We start from the raw sequence: 16,791 nt of genomic DNA, 5'->3' as shown, positions 1-16,791 counted from the left end.
AGGAAAAAAGTCTGAAACTAAAGTTCGAAAAGAAAAAACTATTACTTTAGCATATTATCTAAATTAAATATTTTATGCGGCTAAATAATCAGTATTTGTTTGTTGTTATTTTTTCAATAATGTTTTGTACTAAAGTTGAGGCACAAAGTGCCTTGCGTCCCACATATGCAGGTATTTATCATAGTGGAATTCTGGGGCAAGTAGGTATTGGGACGGACATAGATAGGAAATATTTCGGTGAACTTAGGTTTACTGCATCAGATATTCTCGAGGCTCAATTTGGGATAGAGGGCTCAGTGAATAGAAATGTATATAGAGATGACTGGTTTAATTTTCATGTAGGTATCATGGCCGGGTATTATTTTTCTGGGAATCCCAGATTCGGTGTTCCGATAGGATTCACCATCAAACCCATTGAGAATAACCGGAATTTTGCAGTTGTCATGGAGGCTACACCGAACTTTTTTTCTGATGGTTACACAAGCCTTAGGGGGAATCTCGGTTTGAGGTATACATTTAGGAAAAACTGATTTTCTATTAGAAAGATTGATTACACCGCTTTTCCAAAAAGGATAAGCGGTTTTTTTATCTTTCAAGAATGGCCTAATTTCAAGTCAAAATTCCAAATAGTATGATGAAACGATTATTATCAGTTTTATTGGTGATTGCTGTTGTACTTCCTGCTTCTGCCCAAAGACGCAGTAGTACAGTACAAAAAGTCAAAAAACCATTAACCCAGTCGGCATATGATGAGTGGAAAAGTATTACTTTTCGACAGCTTACGTCTGATGGAAAACATGTGGTATATACGCTCAATCCGGAAGATGGGGATGGAAAAGTAATCTTTCAGGATTTGTCCAAGAATACCCAGTTTTCAGTAGAAAGGGCTAAAAATATCCAGCTAAGTGCTGACAGTAAGCATGCCGCTTTCCTTATCCAGGCCCAAAAGGATAGCCTGACACAGCTACGTAGGCTCAAGAAGAAGAAGGAGGAAATGCCCAAAGATTCTTTAGGAATCTTTGATTTTACAACCAGGTCAACTACCAAGATCCCTCAGGCAAAATCTTTTAAAATTCCGAAAAAAGCAGGAGGGTGGTTGGCATACCAGTCTGAAAGCCCAACAGGAGAAACCAATAACGGAGAGGGTAAATCCAAATCCAAGAAGATTTCTGATGAAAATGGGTACCCTCTGATCTTGAAGAATTTGGCTGATGGCAGTGAGAAGACCTTTGCTTATGTGAAAGACTATGCTTTTGCAGAAAATGGTTCGGGTCTTTTGTTTATGAGTTCTGGTAATGATGCAGATGTAAAAGCAGGTGTGTATTGGCATGACCTTACCTCAGGAGTGACTACTCAGGTATTTGAAGGACATCCTAAACACAAATATAAGTACCTAAGCATTGATGAAGCAGGTGAACAGATAGCCTTTATTGCTGACATTGACACGACTAAAGCTTTGCTTCGTGAACCTAAGTTGATGTACTGGAAAAAAGGTAATGGAGCAGCAACAGTCCTTGCGGATGAAAAGACTTCGGGGGTTCCTGAAACTTGGTTAATTTCTGAGAACTACAATCCTAATTTCTCAAAAGACGGCAAAAGGTTGTTTTTGGGTACTAATCCACAACCAATCTTGAAAGACACCACTTTGCTGCCTGAAGAAATGGTTCAGGTGGAAGTTTGGCATTGGCAGGATGACTACATCTACCCGGAGCAAAACAGAAGAGTAGATAGGGAAAGAAGAAAGAGTTATCTGGCTGTAATGGATCTTGAGTCCAAGAAACTAGTACAATTAAGTTCCCCTGAAATTGCAGAAGTTAGGATAGATGCCGAAGGTAAAGGTAAGATGGCGCTTGGTGTAGATGACCGTGAATACCGTATGTTGCGTACTTGGGATATCAGTTCTTTCAGTGATTTGTATAGTGTAGACCTTGGTACTGGTAAAAGTAACCTGATTGCCAAGCAGGTAAAGGGAAATGCCAGGCTTTCTCCTGATGCCAACTTTGTGTATTGGTACAGCAGTCAGGATACTGCATGGTACAGCCATCATTTTGCCTCAGGTAAGACCGTTAATCTTACAAAAGACCTACAGGTTTCCTTTGGGGATGAAGAGAATGATTTGCCGGATTATCCTTCATCATATGGGCTTGCAGGATGGACTTTGAATGAAGAGAGTCTTCTTTTATATGATAGATATGATATCTGGAAAGTTGATCCTAAAGGTGAAAAAGCGGCAGAAAGGTTGACCAAGAATGGTAGAGAGAATAAGACTACTTATCGCTATGAGAGATTGGATACTGAAGAAAGGTTTATCGATCTGAGCAAGCCAATGTTGCTATCGGTTTTTGATGAGAAAAATAAAGATGCCGGTTTTGCGAGGTGGACTGCCAATAGTGCCAATCCTACCATATTAGTGAAATCTGCCCATAGGTACAACCTGATAGAGAAAGCAAAAGAGGCGGAATTCTTGTTGTATACCAGAGAAAATTTCCAGGAGTTCCCTGATTTGTATGTGGCTGATCATGGATTTGGTAAACCAAAAAAGGTAAGTACAGCCAATCCACAACAGTCAGATTATCTTTGGGGGACTGCTGAAATCGTCACTTGGAGGTCATTGGATAACATTCCGTTGGAAGGAATTTTGTATAAACCTGAAAACTTCGATCCCAATAAAAAATATCCAATGGTGATATTTTATTATGAGAAATTTTCAAATACCCTACACCAACACCATAAGCCTGAACCTATCAGATCTGCGGTACACCGTACCATGTATGTCAGCAATGATTACCTGATTTTTGTACCGGATGTAGTGTACAAAATCGGTTATCCAGGGGAGAGTGCTTATAATGCGATTATGCCTGGAGTAACTTATTTGATAGATCAAGGTTTCGTGGATGAAAAGCGTGTAGGTATTCAGGGACATAGCTGGAGTGGTTATCAGACAGCATATATCCTGACCAAAACCAACCTGTTCAGGGCTGCGGAAGCAGGTGCGATTGTGGCCAACATGACCAGTGCTTATGGCGGTATACGTTGGGAGACCGGTCTTGCACGTACTTTCCAATATGAGAAAACCCAGTCTAGGTTGGGTGGAACACTTTGGGAAAAGCCAATGCTGTATATTGAGAACTCCCCACTTTTCTATGCAGATAAAATCGAAACGCCATTGCTCTTGATGCATAACGATGCTGATGGCCATGTGCCTTGGTATCAGGGTATCGAGATGTACTTAGCGATGAGGAGACTCAACAAACCGGCTTGGATGCTTAATTATAATGGGGAGCCACATTGGCCTGTCAAACGTGAAAACAGGATTGATTTCCAAAACCGAATGATGCAATTCTTTGATCATTATCTCAAAGACGCCCCAATGCCTGCTTGGATGCAGCGAGGCTTGCCTGCGACAGAAAAAGGGATCAGACAAGGCTTGGAATTGTTAGAGAATTGATGGTGGAATAACCGTCTAAAGCTGAAATCATTAACTTAAAACCGATTATCATGGCAATTATGATAATCGGTTTTTTTATTCTTTTTAATTCAGGTAATTTAATCCAATAAACCACCAGTTTCTATGAAAAAAACAGTTTTCTGGCTCCTTGTGGGCCTGGTAATCTTACCTTACACAGCATTTGCACAAATAATGCCATCCCCTGACAGAAAAGAGGGAGATGGTCCCTTTGATCGCTTGATCATCCGAGGGGTAACATTGATTGATGGAACCGGTGCGCCACCGATAGGGCCGGTTGACATTGTAGTGGTGAAAAATAAGATTGCTGAAGTAAGAACGGTGGGTTATCCGGGATTACCGATCAAAGAAGAAAGAAGACCAAAGGCAGGTCCCAACGATAAGGTGATGGATTTGGAAGGTCATTATTTACTTCCTGGTTTTATCGATATGCATGGGCATATTGGTGGCTCGGGGCAAGGCACTCCTGCAGAATATGTGTTTAAGCTTTGGATGGGACATGGAATTACTACAGTGAAAGACCCATCAGCAGGGAATGGTTTGGATTGGGTCTTGGATCATAAGAGGAAATCAGCTGCCAATACCATTACAGCGCCAAGATTGCTGGCCTATACCAGCTTTGGGCAGGGTGCTGGTAAACCCATTACCAATGCTGCAGAAGCAAAAGAGTGGGTGAACAACAATGCCAAAAGAGGTGCGGATGGTATCAAATTCTTTGGAGCGAAGCCTGAAGTGATGCAGGCAGCTTTGGAAGAGAACAAAAGAATTGGCTTAAGGTCTTCTATGCACCATGCCCAAATGGATGTTGCCAGATGGAATGTGCTTCATTCTGCTAGGGCAGGTTTGACTACTATGGAGCATTGGTACGGTTTACCAGAGGCCTTGTTTGAAAATAGGACAATCCAGGACTACCGTTTAGATTATAATTACCAAAATGAACAACATCGCTTTGCTGAAGCAGGTAAATTATGGAAGCAGGCAGCACCTCCTTATTCCGATCACTGGAATAAAGTAATGCAGGAGCTTCTTGATCTGGATTTCACTTTGGATCCTACTTTCAATATTTATGAGGCCAACAGGGACTTGATGCGAGCCAGAAGAGCTGAATGGCATGAGGAATACACTTTGCCGTCTCTGTGGAGATTTTACAAGCCAAGCAGGGAATCTCATGGTTCCTACTGGTTTGACTGGACTACAGAAGAGGAGATTCAGTGGAAGGAGAATTACCGCCTATGGATGACCTTTGTCAATGAGTACAAAAACAGGGGAGGAAGGGTAACAACAGGTTCAGATTCTGGTTTTATTTATCAGTTATACGGTTTTGCCTATATCAGGGAAATGGAGTTGTTGCGTGAAGCAGGCTTTCATCCTTTGGAGGTGATCAGAGCTTCCACGATGCATGCTGCAGAAGCTTTGGGTATGGAAAAAGAATTGGGAACTGTGGAGGTTGGAAAATTGGCTGATTTTGTGATTCTTGAAGAAAACCCTATGCAAAACCTGAAGGTTTTGTATGGAACAGGTGCAATCAGAATTGATGAAAATAATGAGCCTGTAAGAGTGGGGGGAGTTAAATATACAGTTAAGGACGGGATTGTGTATGACGCCAAACAACTTCTTGAGGATGTACGTACAATAGTGAATCAGCATAAAGCTAGGGAAGAATCAAGGAAACTTAAACAGCCAGGATTAGACTGGTAAAAAGTTTTGGGTTTGGGATTTGGCATCAAAAATCAAATCCCAAACTATTTTTGAATCTGGAAGAATTCTTAACTTAGACTATCTTCTAACAAAGGCTTGAAAAACGTCGGGTTTAAACTCCTTGAAAAGGGCTCAAGTTTTAAGGTGCAATGTTTGATGAATTAATTCAGTTATTGGATCAATAGAAAAAGAAATGCCGCATATTCAACTTAGTCAAACCAAACTTTTTTATATTCAAGAAGGGAGTGGTCCTGAAATAATTGTTTTTGCACATGGGTTATTATGGAGCCATAAGATGTTTTTGGATCAAATTGACTTTTTGAAGAAAGAATACACGGTCATTGCCTATGACCATAGGGGGCAAGGTCAGTCAGAGGTTACTTCAGGAGCTTATGACATGGAATTGCTTACAGAGGATGCACTAGAGTTGATAGACAAATTGGTTGGAAAACCGGTCCATTTTGTTGGGCTTTCTATGGGAGGGTTTGTAGGGATGCGATTGGCAGCAAGGTATCCTGACAGGATAAAAAGTCTGATTTTATTGGAAACCTCTGCCAATCCCGAACCAGTAGAGAATCTGCCCAAGTACAAGTTTCTGAACGGTATTGTCAAATGGGTAGGTGTAATTCCGAAAGTGGCCAAAGAAGTTATGAAGATTATGTTTGCCCAGAGTTGGTTAGAGAATCCTAAGAACAAGGAGGCATACAAGACATGGGTAAATGAATTACAATCCAATAAAAGAACCATTACCAAATCTGTAGAAGCAGTAATTTACCGTAAAGGGGTTGAAGATGAAATCAGGGGCATACAATGTCCGACTATGGTGGTAGTGGGTGATGAGGATGTAGCGACCAAACCAGAAAAAGCCAAATTTATCCAAATGTCTATTCCCGAAGCAAGACTTCACATGGTACCAGGAGCTGGACACAGTAGTTGCATTGAAAAGCCTGATGAAATCAATAAACTTATCGGCGATTGGATGCAGCAGTTTGATTAAACTGATACAGTTTTGTATAGAAATCCAAGTATTATAAGAGACTGTTGCTTCCTCGAGACAGTCTCTTTTAATTTTTTTTATCATGGTTTTAAATTTTTTCAAACTCCAAAAAGTGTGAATACAATCTGAATTTGGTCTTTTTGAAAAAATATATCAAAAAAAACAAAAAATATCTGAACCTTTTTATACATTTGCGTGTATATACATTAAATACATAAACAAAATATACAGTGTATAGCATGAGGATTGAAGAAGCCATAAAGCAGAAAGAGTTTAAGGATCCCTACAATAAGGTTGTGGTAAATCTTTTATTCACGCAAGGCCATATTGTATCCAAGCAAAGCAGTCTTTTCAAGCCTTTTGGCCTTTCCCCGGAACAGTACAATGTCCTTAGAATCTTGAGAGGGCAAAATGGAAATCCAATTACGGTATCTTCCATTCAGGATAGGATGTTGAATAAGATGTCGAATGCTTCCCGATTAGTAGAGAAGCTGAAATTAAAAAATTTGGTGATCAGAGAAGAGTGTCCCACAGACAGAAGGCAGGTGGATATTCTCATTACAGATAAAGGTCTTGAAGTTTTAGAAAGACTTGAAGCTGCGATCTATAATCTAAATAGAGAATTGGTGCAACTCAGTGAAGCAGAAGTGGAGCAATTGAATTTTCTATTGGATAAACTCAGGGGTTAAATCATTTACCATAATACATGTATAGACAATTAATGTCTGTACTATTCAGAAAAATTCATTCAAAACAATATTAAAATAAACTATAACAATCTAAACGATTAAAATTATGAGTACTACAACAACTACAAAATGGGCTATTGACCCAACGCATTCAGAAGTCTCTTTCAAAGTAAAGCACTTGGTGATTTCAACTGTTACAGGTTATTTCAGAAAATTTGAAGGTTCTGCAGAATCTACTTCTGATGATTTTAATGGAGCTAAAGTTTCTTTCACAGCGGATATTAATAGCATCGATACCAATCAGTCTGACAGAGATGGACATTTGAAATCTGATGACTTTTTCAACGCTGAAAAATTCCCTAAAATGTCGTTCTCAGGAATTCTGGAAGGTAGTACATTGAAAGGTGATCTGACCATTAGAGATATTACCAAAACAGTTACCATGGATGTTGACTTTGGTGGTATAGCAGGTGATCCGTATGGTAATACCAAAGCAGGTTTTGAAATCGAAGGTAAAATTTCAAGAAAAGAATTCGGTTTGATGTGGAACGCTGTAACTGAAGCTGGAAGCGTGGTGGTTTCTGATCAAGTGAGAATCATCTTGAGCATACAACTTGTAAAGCAATAATTCGGTTAATTAGTTGATGAATATTGGTTATTGGTCAGGGATGCAGTTAAATTCAATCCCTGCCAATAATCCAATGTTGTCATGATTAATTGAAGTTTTAACAACCTAAAAAACAAAGATTATGTCAGCCTTGATCACTGGTATACACCACATTACAGCCATTGCAGGCAATGCACAAAAAAACCTCAATTTTTATACAGGGATTTTGGGACTTCGAATGGTGAAAAAAACCATCAATTTTGATGCTCCTGATGTTTACCATTTCTATTTTGGAGATGAATTAGGAACACCTGGAACCGTATTTACTACTTTTCCCTTTGAAGGGGCAAGAAGAGGTACCAAAGGTGCTGGGGAACTTACTTATACTGCTTTTTCAATACCAACTGCAGCTTTGGCTTATTGGATGGAAAGGTTGAGTAAGTACAATATCCCGATTTCAACACCCTTGTCAAGGTTTGGTGAAAAGGTGATCAGGTTTGAAGATCATGATGGTATGGGAATTGAGTTGGTGGCAAATGACAATGATTCCAGAAAAGGATGGTCTTATGGTAATATACCATTAGAATATTCCATCAAGGGTTTCTATGGGGCGACATTAAATCTTAAGGCAAAAGAGTTGACCGAAAAGTTGCTTACCGAATTGATGGACTACAGGTTTATAGGTGAGGAAAATGGACGCTTCCGATATGGTACAGAAGGAAAACCTGGAGATATTGTTGACATCGTATTGGATAAAAACGGTCGTCAAGGGATTCAGAGCGCTGGGACAGTCCATCACATTGCCTTTAGAACAGACAATGAATCCACCCAATTGAAAATACAAAGAAAATTAATGGAAAATGGCCTGCATGTCACAGAAGTGAAAGACAGGAATTATTTCAAATCCATATATTTCAGAGAGCCGGGGGGTGTTTTATTTGAAATCGCGACAGATGAGCCGGGTTTTGCAATAGATGAGGATGAGGCGCATTTGGGTGAGTTGTTGAAACTTCCATTGTGGGCAGAACCTCACCGTGAAAAGATAGAAGGGAGCCTTGCTAAAGTCAATCTAAATGTTGAAAATTATGCCTGAGATTGTGTTCAAAGGAAAACCGCTCAATGAAGCCAAAAAGGTAGCCATCATGGTTCATGGAAGAGGCGCTACCACACAAAGCATCCTTGAACTTTCGGATTATCTTCAATTGGAAGGTTTTGCATTAGTGGCACCGCAGGCGCCAGGAAATACCTGGTATCCATACAGTTTTATGGCGCCGGATAAGAACAATGAGCCATCATTTTCCAAATCCTTACAAACCATAGACGGTATTGTATCTGATGTAAAGTCAAAAGGGTTTGCTTCCGAGCAGATATATTTCATTGGCTTTTCCCAAGGAGCTTGCCTCTCTTTGGAATATGCTGCCCAAAATGCCCAAAGATGGGGAGGGGTTATTGCATTTACAGGGGGATTGATAGGAGAGCATTTAAATCCATCAAAGTATAAAGGAAATTTTGAAGGAACTCCTGTTTTCATAGGTTCTAGTCATCAGGATATGCATGTTCCTTTGTCAAGGATTGAAGCATCTGCAGATCAACTTGAAAAGATGGGAGCAAAAATGAAAACCTTGATATTTCCAGATACGTACCATACTATTCGACAGGAAGAATTAGAATGGGTCAATCAAAATATATTGTCGTGATTTTAAATTCCTTTTCTTCAATAGGCCAAATTTGGTACAATTGTTGAAACAGGAATTCTGAAAAATATTTATTGAAAGCTAAACCAACTCAGCCCGAAACCAACAGGTTTCGGGCTTTACTTTTTTAAGATGTTTTTGGACGGTGTTTCTTTCATGTTTTAATCAGCGACATTTTTTAAAATGAGTAAGAAACCTGTGAGCCTTTTTCCTGATCCAACTCCACTTGCGCATATACAACGATTTCCTGTTGGAGTTCTTCTACATGGGAAATGATGCCAACAATACGATTTTCGTGCCTTAGTGATTTAAGGGTTTCGAAGACAACTCGGAGTGAGTTTTTGTCCAAAGCTCCGAAACCTTCATCCAAGAAGAAGAATGATTGATCTGCCTGGTTCAGGGTCTTGACCTTTTCTGCCAAAGCCAGAGCTAGGCACAATGAGGCTTGAAAAGTCTGTCCACCCGAAAGGGTTTTGAGGAGGCGCTTTTTGCCACCATTGAGGTAATCAATTACCCAGAAGGTATTGTTGTCGTCGATCTCCAGACTTAGGCTGTTTTTGGTCAGTTTCATGAATCGGGTATTAGCTGTATTGCACAGTTCCTTAAGGTATATCGAACTGACATACTTGACAAATCCACTTCCTTTGAAGAGTCTATCTAGTTCTTTAAGGTTGCTTTCTCTATTTTCCACTTGGCCAAAAGCTTTGAGCAAGATCTGTTTTTCATTGATTTTTGTTTGGACGCTTTTGATTTCCTGTTCCAATAGGGCCTGAGTTTTTTGGATTTCGGCAAACTGAATTTTTTGCTCCTTAAGTGTTTCTTGAATTTTGATAAATTCTTGTTCTTTAAATTCAGTTACCCCTTTTAAGGCTTCCAAGTCTTTTATTTTGCTTTTGACCAAAAGGCTTCTGTCTTCAAATTGCCTGATTTCTGCATCCACCTTATCAGCATCCAAGGAATGGTTGAAAAGCGCAATCAAGGCATGCTCATCGGGAAATCCATGCTCAATCTTCAGCTTATTAAAATTTAATTCCAGTTCTTTGGTTTTTGCTAAACAGCTTTCCAGATTCTGCTGATAGGTTTTCAAGTTGGCCAGGTTGGTAGCCTCTTTGGTTCGGGTTTCCTGCAAAACTTTAAGCTTACCTTCCAGTTTGAAGGCAGTTTCCTGAATGTCCTGTTCTACTTTATGAATGGTCAGCTGTATTTCCTCTTTTGCTTTGGTATAAAATCCCTGGCTAAAAACCTGATCTTTTATTTCTTCTTTCTTGGACAAGACTTTTGAGCGAATGCTGATCAATTCCTGTTCCGCAGCCCTAAATTTATTTTCCTCTTCTTCCAACAATATTCTTTCTGACTCCCACTTAGCTCTAAGTATCTTCAATTGACTTAGTGTTTCTTCTTTTTTGTGGTAGGCAGCATCCGCTTGGGAAATTTTGTCGGAAAGTTCTTCCTGAGAGGAAATACCTTGGAGGGCAAGATGCCGCTTGAGCTGATCAAGATGGTTTTCTGATAGCTCCATCTCTTCTGCCAATTTATCTTTTTGGTTCCTTAAATTGTGGAGGTGAATGTTGTATTCCCTGAACTTTTGTCCTTGGTTTTGAAGTTGCTCAATTTGATCCCTGAGGTTTTTGATTTCCAATTGAGCCTTGATCAAAATCTTATTTTCTTTTTCAGCCTGAAGGGGGGCCGGATGGGAAAATGATCCACAAAGGGGGCAGGCTTTCCCTTCCTCGAGTAAATGTACATGTGCAGAAAGCCCGGACTTTTGGCTAAGCTTTTCTTTTTCTTCCTCTAAGACTTGTAATTGTTTTTTGTGTCCGATCAGTGCATTCTCAAAGTCACTATAACTTTTTGGTAAAGCCTCTAAAAGTGCACGCGTTTTTACTTCCAAATTTGACATTTCAGCTAAAAAAGCAGTTTTTTCCACCTGCTTTTTCTGGACTTGAACTACCTCTTGCCTCCATTCCTTAGCCTTGCTTTTCCACTCAGCAAGTAAGGAACTGTCGGTTGTGCCCAAGTTTTCCAGAGTTTGTTCCAAGGCTTGAATTTTTTGGGTAATCTGCTGAAGCACATTTCGTCTGTTGCTTACTGCTGGTTCTAGCGTCTCTTTAGATTTTTCCAAGTATTGAAGTTCCATCTGAAGTCCTTTAATTTCGATGACTTTTTGTAGGTCACGGATTTTGGCTTCCCGGACTGATTTTTGTTCAGCTTTTTCCTTTAGTTCTTGAAGTTCATTTTCATGCTTTTCAATCTCCTCAGCATAAGTCAATTTGAAGTTTTGACAGTTTTTGATGCTGACCTCAAATTTTTCCGCATCTTTTATCTGGTCCTGCAGTTGCTCCCATACAGGCTTCAAATAGGTTTTGGCCTTTAGAAAATCTTTCCACTCTGACTTCTTGTTTTCGATTTCAGGTCGTTTGGCTTCCAATTTGTGCCATTCGCTTTGGAAGTTCTGCCACTCCCTGTGTTTGTCCTTCAAAACCTCCTGATTCTTGTAATGGGTTTCTACTTCTTCAAGGCCTGATTTCTGTTCAAGGGCAGCTTTTTGAGTCTCTGCTAAGAAAACCTCTTTTTCTTTCAAAAGGTCTACACTGATTTCCTCTAAGGCCTGTAATTGGGTTTCTAATCTGATTTTTTCTTCCCTGCTGGCTTTCAAGAGGGAACCCGTTTTAGCTGCCAGGTCGAAGCGTTCTAATCCAAACAATTCTTTCATCATCTCGGCTCTTGGACCTGGGGTCAGGTCAATGAACTCCCTGAATTTACCTTGAGGGATGATTACCGTTTGCTTGAAATGTTCCTTTTTCATTCCCAAAATTTCCTCTGCACGCTCGGAAATGGGCTCCAGTTGACTCCCTGCTTTTTTGTAAAAAGTATGTTCGGCAGGTTTGACATCCTCAAAATTCTTGGGATTTCTCTTAGCTGAGTAGCGGGCGATGAAAGTCTGTGAATTGTTTTTGCCGGATAAGAATTCAAATGAGATCAGTAAGGCTTCCGATTGGAGGTTGAGCATGCTGTTTTTTTCGCCACGGTCAGAAAGCCGTTCGGTACTGCCGTAAAGGGCTAAGAGAATGGCTTCCAGGATGGAGGACTTTCCGCTCCCTACAGCTCCAAAAATACCGAATAGCCCAGCAGCGGTTAGCTGGGTAAAGTCGATGAGTTGTTTTTCTTTATAAGAATATAAGCCTTCTATTTCGAGTTTGAGAGGGATCATTGTTTATCTTTTTAAAAATCAGGTTGATGATTTTGATGGTTTTTGATTTTTTGAGACAGATATTAATAGATATTGAGATATTAGGATATTGTTTTTAGGCCCGCCTTACTTTTGGAACTTGGTAAATCCAGATCAGATGTTCCCGTTAACTAATATCCATCAATATCAAATATCCATCAATATCTATTTTTAGGTCAGATTTTGGTGTCCGCAGAGGACTTATTCCTGACTAATGACTTCTTTGAAGAGGTCGAGTAACTCTTTGTTGGGTTCCAATCCTCTTTCACTTTGGTAATACATCTTAAACAGGCTGAGCATGTCCTTTTCCAAGTCCTCAACTTTTAGGCTCAGGCTTTCCTGTCCTTGAGGGTTTTTGATCTGAGGGATCAGGTTGACAATGCCGTCATGGGCTTTCATTAGGGCTTTTCTGGTAGAGGCATCGATGGCATGTTCGGTGACGTAGGTCAACTCAACAAAGCAATAAGGATTTTTCTCCAACCATCCGAGGGCGGTTTCCAGATCTTGGAAAGTTTTACGGTAAAGAGGTCTTCCTTTTTTCAAGGGGATTGGCTTATAGTTCACAGCATTTCCAGGAATAGTTTCAGCTATTACCACCTGCTTTTCCTGTTCGGCCTCGCTAAATGAATAGGAAAGGGGAGAGGAAGAATAGACAATAGGAAAAGGTTCCTTGGCTACAGCGTGGTAGCGGTGCAGGTGGCCCAAGGCCGCATATTGAATTTGGGAAGGAATATTATGGGTAAAAAGGGCCTGTGTACCACCTACATGGAGAATTGGTCTTTCGGATTCGGGTTCTGCTTCAGGTGTTTCCCCCTCTTTGACAAAAAAGAAATGCCCAATAAATAAATTGACACCTTGGTCATCGCAGTATTTGTCGGCGAGTCTAGCCCATTGTTTGGCCATTAAATCCCGGAATTCCTGTTCCCGGTCCCCTTCACCCAGATAGGTTTTGAGCAGGAGTTCGTTGGCATAGGGTGCCAAAAGTATTCTTACGGGGAACTCATATTTGGGAACTTTCAATTCCACAAAACCCGGCTCGCTGTTGATGATTTGTATGCCATTGTCAAGTTGGCCAGTTGGAATTAGACTGTCATATTTACTGTAGAAAAAAATGCCCATTTCCCTGGCCAATGGGTCTGGGGCTTCGATAAACTGGGTGGAGTCATGGTTGCCTGAGATGGCGATGATGGGTCTTTGGCCGTTATTGGATAGTTTTTTGAGGGTTTTGTACAGGAGTTCAACCGCTTCATGATTGGGGTTGAAGCTGTCAAAAATATCCCCTGCCAGAAGGATTAGGTCTACTTGTTCCTTTTCGGCGAGATCCACGATTTCCTGGAGGACTTCCTTTTGTTCCTCCAATCTGGAGTATTCCTGTAACCTTTTGCCTAAATGCCAGTCTGCGGTATGGAGTATTTTCATGTTTTAAAAATAAGTGTTTTTGCTGGTTTGGCCACAAAGGCACGGAGACACAAAGGTCCTTTTGTTGAGTTGGTCACAAAGATGTAGGGTGCACGCAAAGGCGCAAAGGCGCGAGGGTTTTTTTGGAATAGTAACGGGTTTAGCCACAAAGGCACGGAGGCACAAAGTTGTTTGGTGGTTTGGACACAAAGGTGGAGGGTGCACGCAAAGGCGCAAAGGCGCGAAGTTTTATTGGTAGTTTGGCCACAAAGGCACGGAGACACAAAGGTTCTTTTGTTGAATTGGTCACAAAGATGTAGGGTGCACGCAAAGGCGCAAAGACGCAAGGGTTTTTTGATTTGGCCACAAAGGCGCAAAGTTTTTTGGAATGGTGACTGGTTTAGCCACAAAGGCACGGAGGCACGAAGTTTTTTTGGTGGAATGGCTACAAAGGTGGAGGGTGAACGCAAAGGCGCAAAGGCAATAAGAAATCCCTGTAGCTATTTTCTTTCGATCATAGCGACCATTTCTTCCGGTGCCATTGCAGGGATTGAGGCATCCCTAAAATTCCTCAGATTCCTGGTGACAATGTAGGCCATTCCTGATATGGATTCCGCATTATAAAGCTGTATGCCATCTTCAAAATCGGCTCTATCTGAAGTTAAAGCTTTTTTTACTTGGGATTTGGTCACATCCAAAACCTCCAAGAGATCCATCAAATCAAGTAATTTTCTTCTTAGTGATTTATCATCAGTGTATTTTTTTAATATGTAGTAGGTTGTTGCAATTGCGTGTGAAGATGTGTATATGCTTATTTTCTTTTTACTGGCTAACTGGAATAAGATGGTAGCATATTTGGTAAAGGCCCCTCTGTCACTTAAAAAATCAATCAGGATATTCGTGTCAAAAAATACTTTCATTTTAAATGCTTTTCTTCAAGGAATGACCTTAATGCTTCTTCTTCATCGAAATCTGCAGGAAGTTTTATTTTCCCAGAGAGTTGAGCGATTTTATCATCGATAAGACTGTTTGGTTGCTCAAGGGCAACTAAATCTCTTAAATAATTCTCTACCAAGCCGGAAAGACTTCTTCCCGTCTGTTGGGCATATGCTTTAGCCTTTTCGATTATTGTTTCATCGACATTAAGGGTGAGTTTCTTAGACATGAACGTAATGTTTTTATAAATATACGTAAAATATTTTTTCTTGTTTAATTAGGTTGATTTTTGATTGGTTACAGCTGTTTGTCTAAGACTATTGTGATGCATGTCAGTAAGTTGTCCAAAAATAACTTAATGAAAACTTGTTTTTTAATTTCGGGGGAGGGTAATTTTAGTTTGAAAAGTTAAAGTTTTTCCGGAAGAATTACTTTTTAGGGAATGTGATCATGCGCTGCATTTTGCAAAAAAAGATTATCAAATAATTTTATTTTAACATGAAAAATTTTCTTAAATCATTATTCTTGGTTTTGGTGATGACATTGCCAGTGATTCAATCAAGTGCACAATACGCATCACTTCCTCCTGGAGGAGGACCAACATACATCTTGGATAGAGTTGATGTTATTTTCTATGCAGATGGATCAAAGGATGTTATTAATGTTTGTAACTACGGCCCTGGTTTTTGTGGTTTAGATTAGAAATAATTTGGTTCAATTATTTTTCAGACTCAGTAATTTTCTGGGTCTGATTTTTCTTGTTGTTAATTTTATGTTTTCTAGATGAAGTAAAATAGAGATGAAAGTCTATCGGATAATTTTATCAATCCTTTTACCTATCCTTTTTTTACAATGTAAAGTGGATTCAAAAGTTGAAGGTAATAACATGATATTTTCAATTGGTTTTGATGAGGACAATAAATTTGATTGGCCCGAAAGTCTAAGAGTGGAAGATGTTTTTTACTTGAATACAAGTGATGACTACTTGATTACATCAGTTGACAAAGTCTTTATTTCAGAAGATGGCAAGAAAATTGCCGTTCTGGACAAAAAGCTTTTAAAAGTATTTTTGTTTGATGACACTGGGAATACCCTGGGGTTTTTAGACAACAACGGACCCGGTCCTGATCAATATTTAGACGCAAGTGATTTTTTGATCGATTTTGAAGCAGGGATAATTGAAATTTTGGATTATCGAAAAATCAAATCTTACAGTTTAGAAGATTTTTCTTATTTGGGTACAATTGACCTTTCTGAAATGGAAGCAGACCAGAATTTCAGGTATTTTGCAAAAATTGATGAGGTTTATTTTTTGTGGACAAATCTTCCTACAAATCAGATTGATTTACCTGAAAACAAGAATTACTTGTTCCACTTTATCAAAAAAAATGGGGATGAAATAGACTATTTTATCCCGAAAGAGTATGGGATTTTAGGAGATCAGAGGATATATCCTACAGGGAATCCAAATGAATTTAATTTATCCCCTATTCTAGGGAGTAATGAAATATTTGGATTCAATAAAAATGGAGTTTTCAAAAAATTTGATTTTCCTTTTGAAGAAAATAATTTGCCTCGCTCCATGTTAGAAAATTTTTACGGAAATGAAATGGAGTTGATATTTTCTCCTTACAATAAGTTTATTTCGAATATTCGCGAGACACAAAACCACTTGTATTTTCATTTTCTGGGGGGTAGTGAAAGTAATCTTTTTCATGCCTTGTTTGATCTTGACCGTAAAGAGTTTGTATCAATAGGTCAGACGAATGGGCTTTTCCCAAATATTATATTCAATGATTCGAGCCATTTTTATTCCTTTATAACTCCTGGATTTTTATATGATTATCATTCAAAATCCAAAGCTATTTCCGAGCATCCTATTTTGAATCATATAGATATGGCAAGAATTGAAGAGGATGATAATCCTGTAATTATCAAATTTAAATTGTAGATTTAATGCCGTTAAGTTAAGGAATGTGATTAAATAGATTTGTAATTCATTGAGTATTTCAGTTTAGCTCTGAATTTCCGCTTGAATACCTGGTTTCTTCTTGAATATTCTATTTTGGAAGCGATT

Annotated in this window: 14 protein-coding genes; 10 read left to right on the top strand and 4 right to left on the bottom strand. The window is 39.4% G+C overall.

Annotation, left to right across the window (positions count from 1 at the left end):
- Positions 1-119: 119 nt before the first annotated feature.
- The 8 genes from ACFFIP_RS07940 (at position 120) to ACFFIP_RS07905 (ending at position 9,154) form a co-directional block, all read left to right on the top strand.
- Complete coding sequence (locus tag ACFFIP_RS07940; protein WP_382387065.1) at positions 120-530, top strand: hypothetical protein; 411 nt, start codon at positions 120-122, stop codon at positions 528-530.
- 101 nt (positions 531-631) lie between these two features.
- Positions 632-3,448: an alpha/beta hydrolase family protein gene (locus ACFFIP_RS07935; protein WP_382387064.1), complete on the top strand. Its 2,817-nt coding sequence runs from the start codon at positions 632-634 to the stop codon at positions 3,446-3,448.
- 123 nt (positions 3,449-3,571) lie between these two features.
- Positions 3,572-5,164 carry an amidohydrolase family protein gene (locus tag ACFFIP_RS07930; protein WP_382387062.1) on the top strand — a complete coding sequence of 531 codons (1,593 nt, stop codon included), beginning with the start codon at positions 3,572-3,574 and terminating at the stop codon, positions 5,162-5,164.
- Positions 5,165-5,357: 193 nt separating this feature from the next.
- Positions 5,358-6,161 carry an alpha/beta fold hydrolase gene (locus ACFFIP_RS07925; protein WP_382387061.1) on the top strand — a complete coding sequence of 268 codons (804 nt, stop codon included), beginning with the start codon at positions 5,358-5,360 and terminating at the stop codon, positions 6,159-6,161.
- 239 nt (positions 6,162-6,400) lie between these two features.
- Positions 6,401-6,850, top strand: a complete 450-nt coding sequence (locus ACFFIP_RS07920) for a MarR family winged helix-turn-helix transcriptional regulator (protein ID WP_382387060.1) — start codon at positions 6,401-6,403, stop codon at positions 6,848-6,850.
- Between the two features lie 106 nt (positions 6,851-6,956).
- Complete coding sequence (locus ACFFIP_RS07915; protein WP_382387059.1) at positions 6,957-7,478, top strand: YceI family protein; 522 nt, start codon at positions 6,957-6,959, stop codon at positions 7,476-7,478.
- 121 nt (positions 7,479-7,599) lie between these two features.
- Positions 7,600-8,550, top strand: coding sequence for a ring-cleaving dioxygenase (locus tag ACFFIP_RS07910; RefSeq protein WP_382387058.1), 951 nt, complete (start codon positions 7,600-7,602; stop codon positions 8,548-8,550).
- Positions 8,543-9,154, top strand: a complete 612-nt coding sequence (locus tag ACFFIP_RS07905; protein ID WP_382387167.1) for an alpha/beta hydrolase — start codon at positions 8,543-8,545, stop codon at positions 9,152-9,154. Before ACFFIP_RS07910 ends, ACFFIP_RS07905 begins: the two co-directional genes overlap by 8 nt.
- Positions 9,155-9,329: 175 nt before the next feature.
- On the opposite strand, the gene ACFFIP_RS07900 is transcribed toward ACFFIP_RS07905, so the two are convergent.
- From ACFFIP_RS07900 to ACFFIP_RS07885, 4 genes are all read right to left on the bottom strand, one after another.
- The gene (locus ACFFIP_RS07900) at positions 9,330-12,362 is read right to left on the bottom strand and encodes an AAA family ATPase (RefSeq protein WP_382387057.1); all 3,033 of its coding nucleotides are present in this window, start codon (positions 12,360-12,362) and stop codon (positions 9,330-9,332) included.
- Between the two features lie 219 nt (positions 12,363-12,581).
- Entirely contained in the window at positions 12,582-13,799 is a 1,218-nt protein-coding gene (locus ACFFIP_RS07895) for a metallophosphoesterase family protein (RefSeq protein ID WP_382387056.1), read from the bottom strand.
- Positions 13,800-14,278: 479 nt separating this feature from the next.
- Positions 14,279-14,698, bottom strand: coding sequence for a type II toxin-antitoxin system VapC family toxin (locus ACFFIP_RS07890; RefSeq protein ID WP_382387055.1), 420 nt, complete (start codon positions 14,696-14,698; stop codon positions 14,279-14,281).
- Entirely contained in the window at positions 14,695-14,943 is a 249-nt protein-coding gene (locus ACFFIP_RS07885) for a DUF6364 family protein (protein ID WP_382387053.1), read from the bottom strand. Before ACFFIP_RS07885 ends, ACFFIP_RS07890 begins: the two co-directional genes overlap by 4 nt.
- A 269-nt stretch (positions 14,944-15,212) precedes the next feature.
- On the opposite strand from ACFFIP_RS07885, the gene ACFFIP_RS07880 reads away from it, so the two are divergent.
- Together ACFFIP_RS07880 and ACFFIP_RS07875 are read left to right on the top strand one after the other, a co-directional pair.
- Positions 15,213-15,416: a hypothetical protein gene (locus ACFFIP_RS07880; RefSeq protein ID WP_382387052.1), complete on the top strand. Its 204-nt coding sequence runs from the start codon at positions 15,213-15,215 to the stop codon at positions 15,414-15,416.
- Between the two features lie 184 nt (positions 15,417-15,600).
- Positions 15,601-16,665 carry a DUF4934 domain-containing protein gene (locus ACFFIP_RS07875; protein WP_382387051.1) on the top strand — a complete coding sequence of 355 codons (1,065 nt, stop codon included), beginning with the start codon at positions 15,601-15,603 and terminating at the stop codon, positions 16,663-16,665.
- Positions 16,666-16,791: the final 126 nt, after the last annotated feature.

The sequence above is a fragment of the Fontibacter flavus genome (assembly GCF_042432905.1).
Lineage (GTDB): Bacteria > Bacteroidota > Bacteroidia > Cytophagales > Cyclobacteriaceae > Fontibacter > Fontibacter flavus.
Note: the sequence above shows the minus strand (reverse complement) of the source record. Positions and strands in the feature narration are given on the sequence as shown.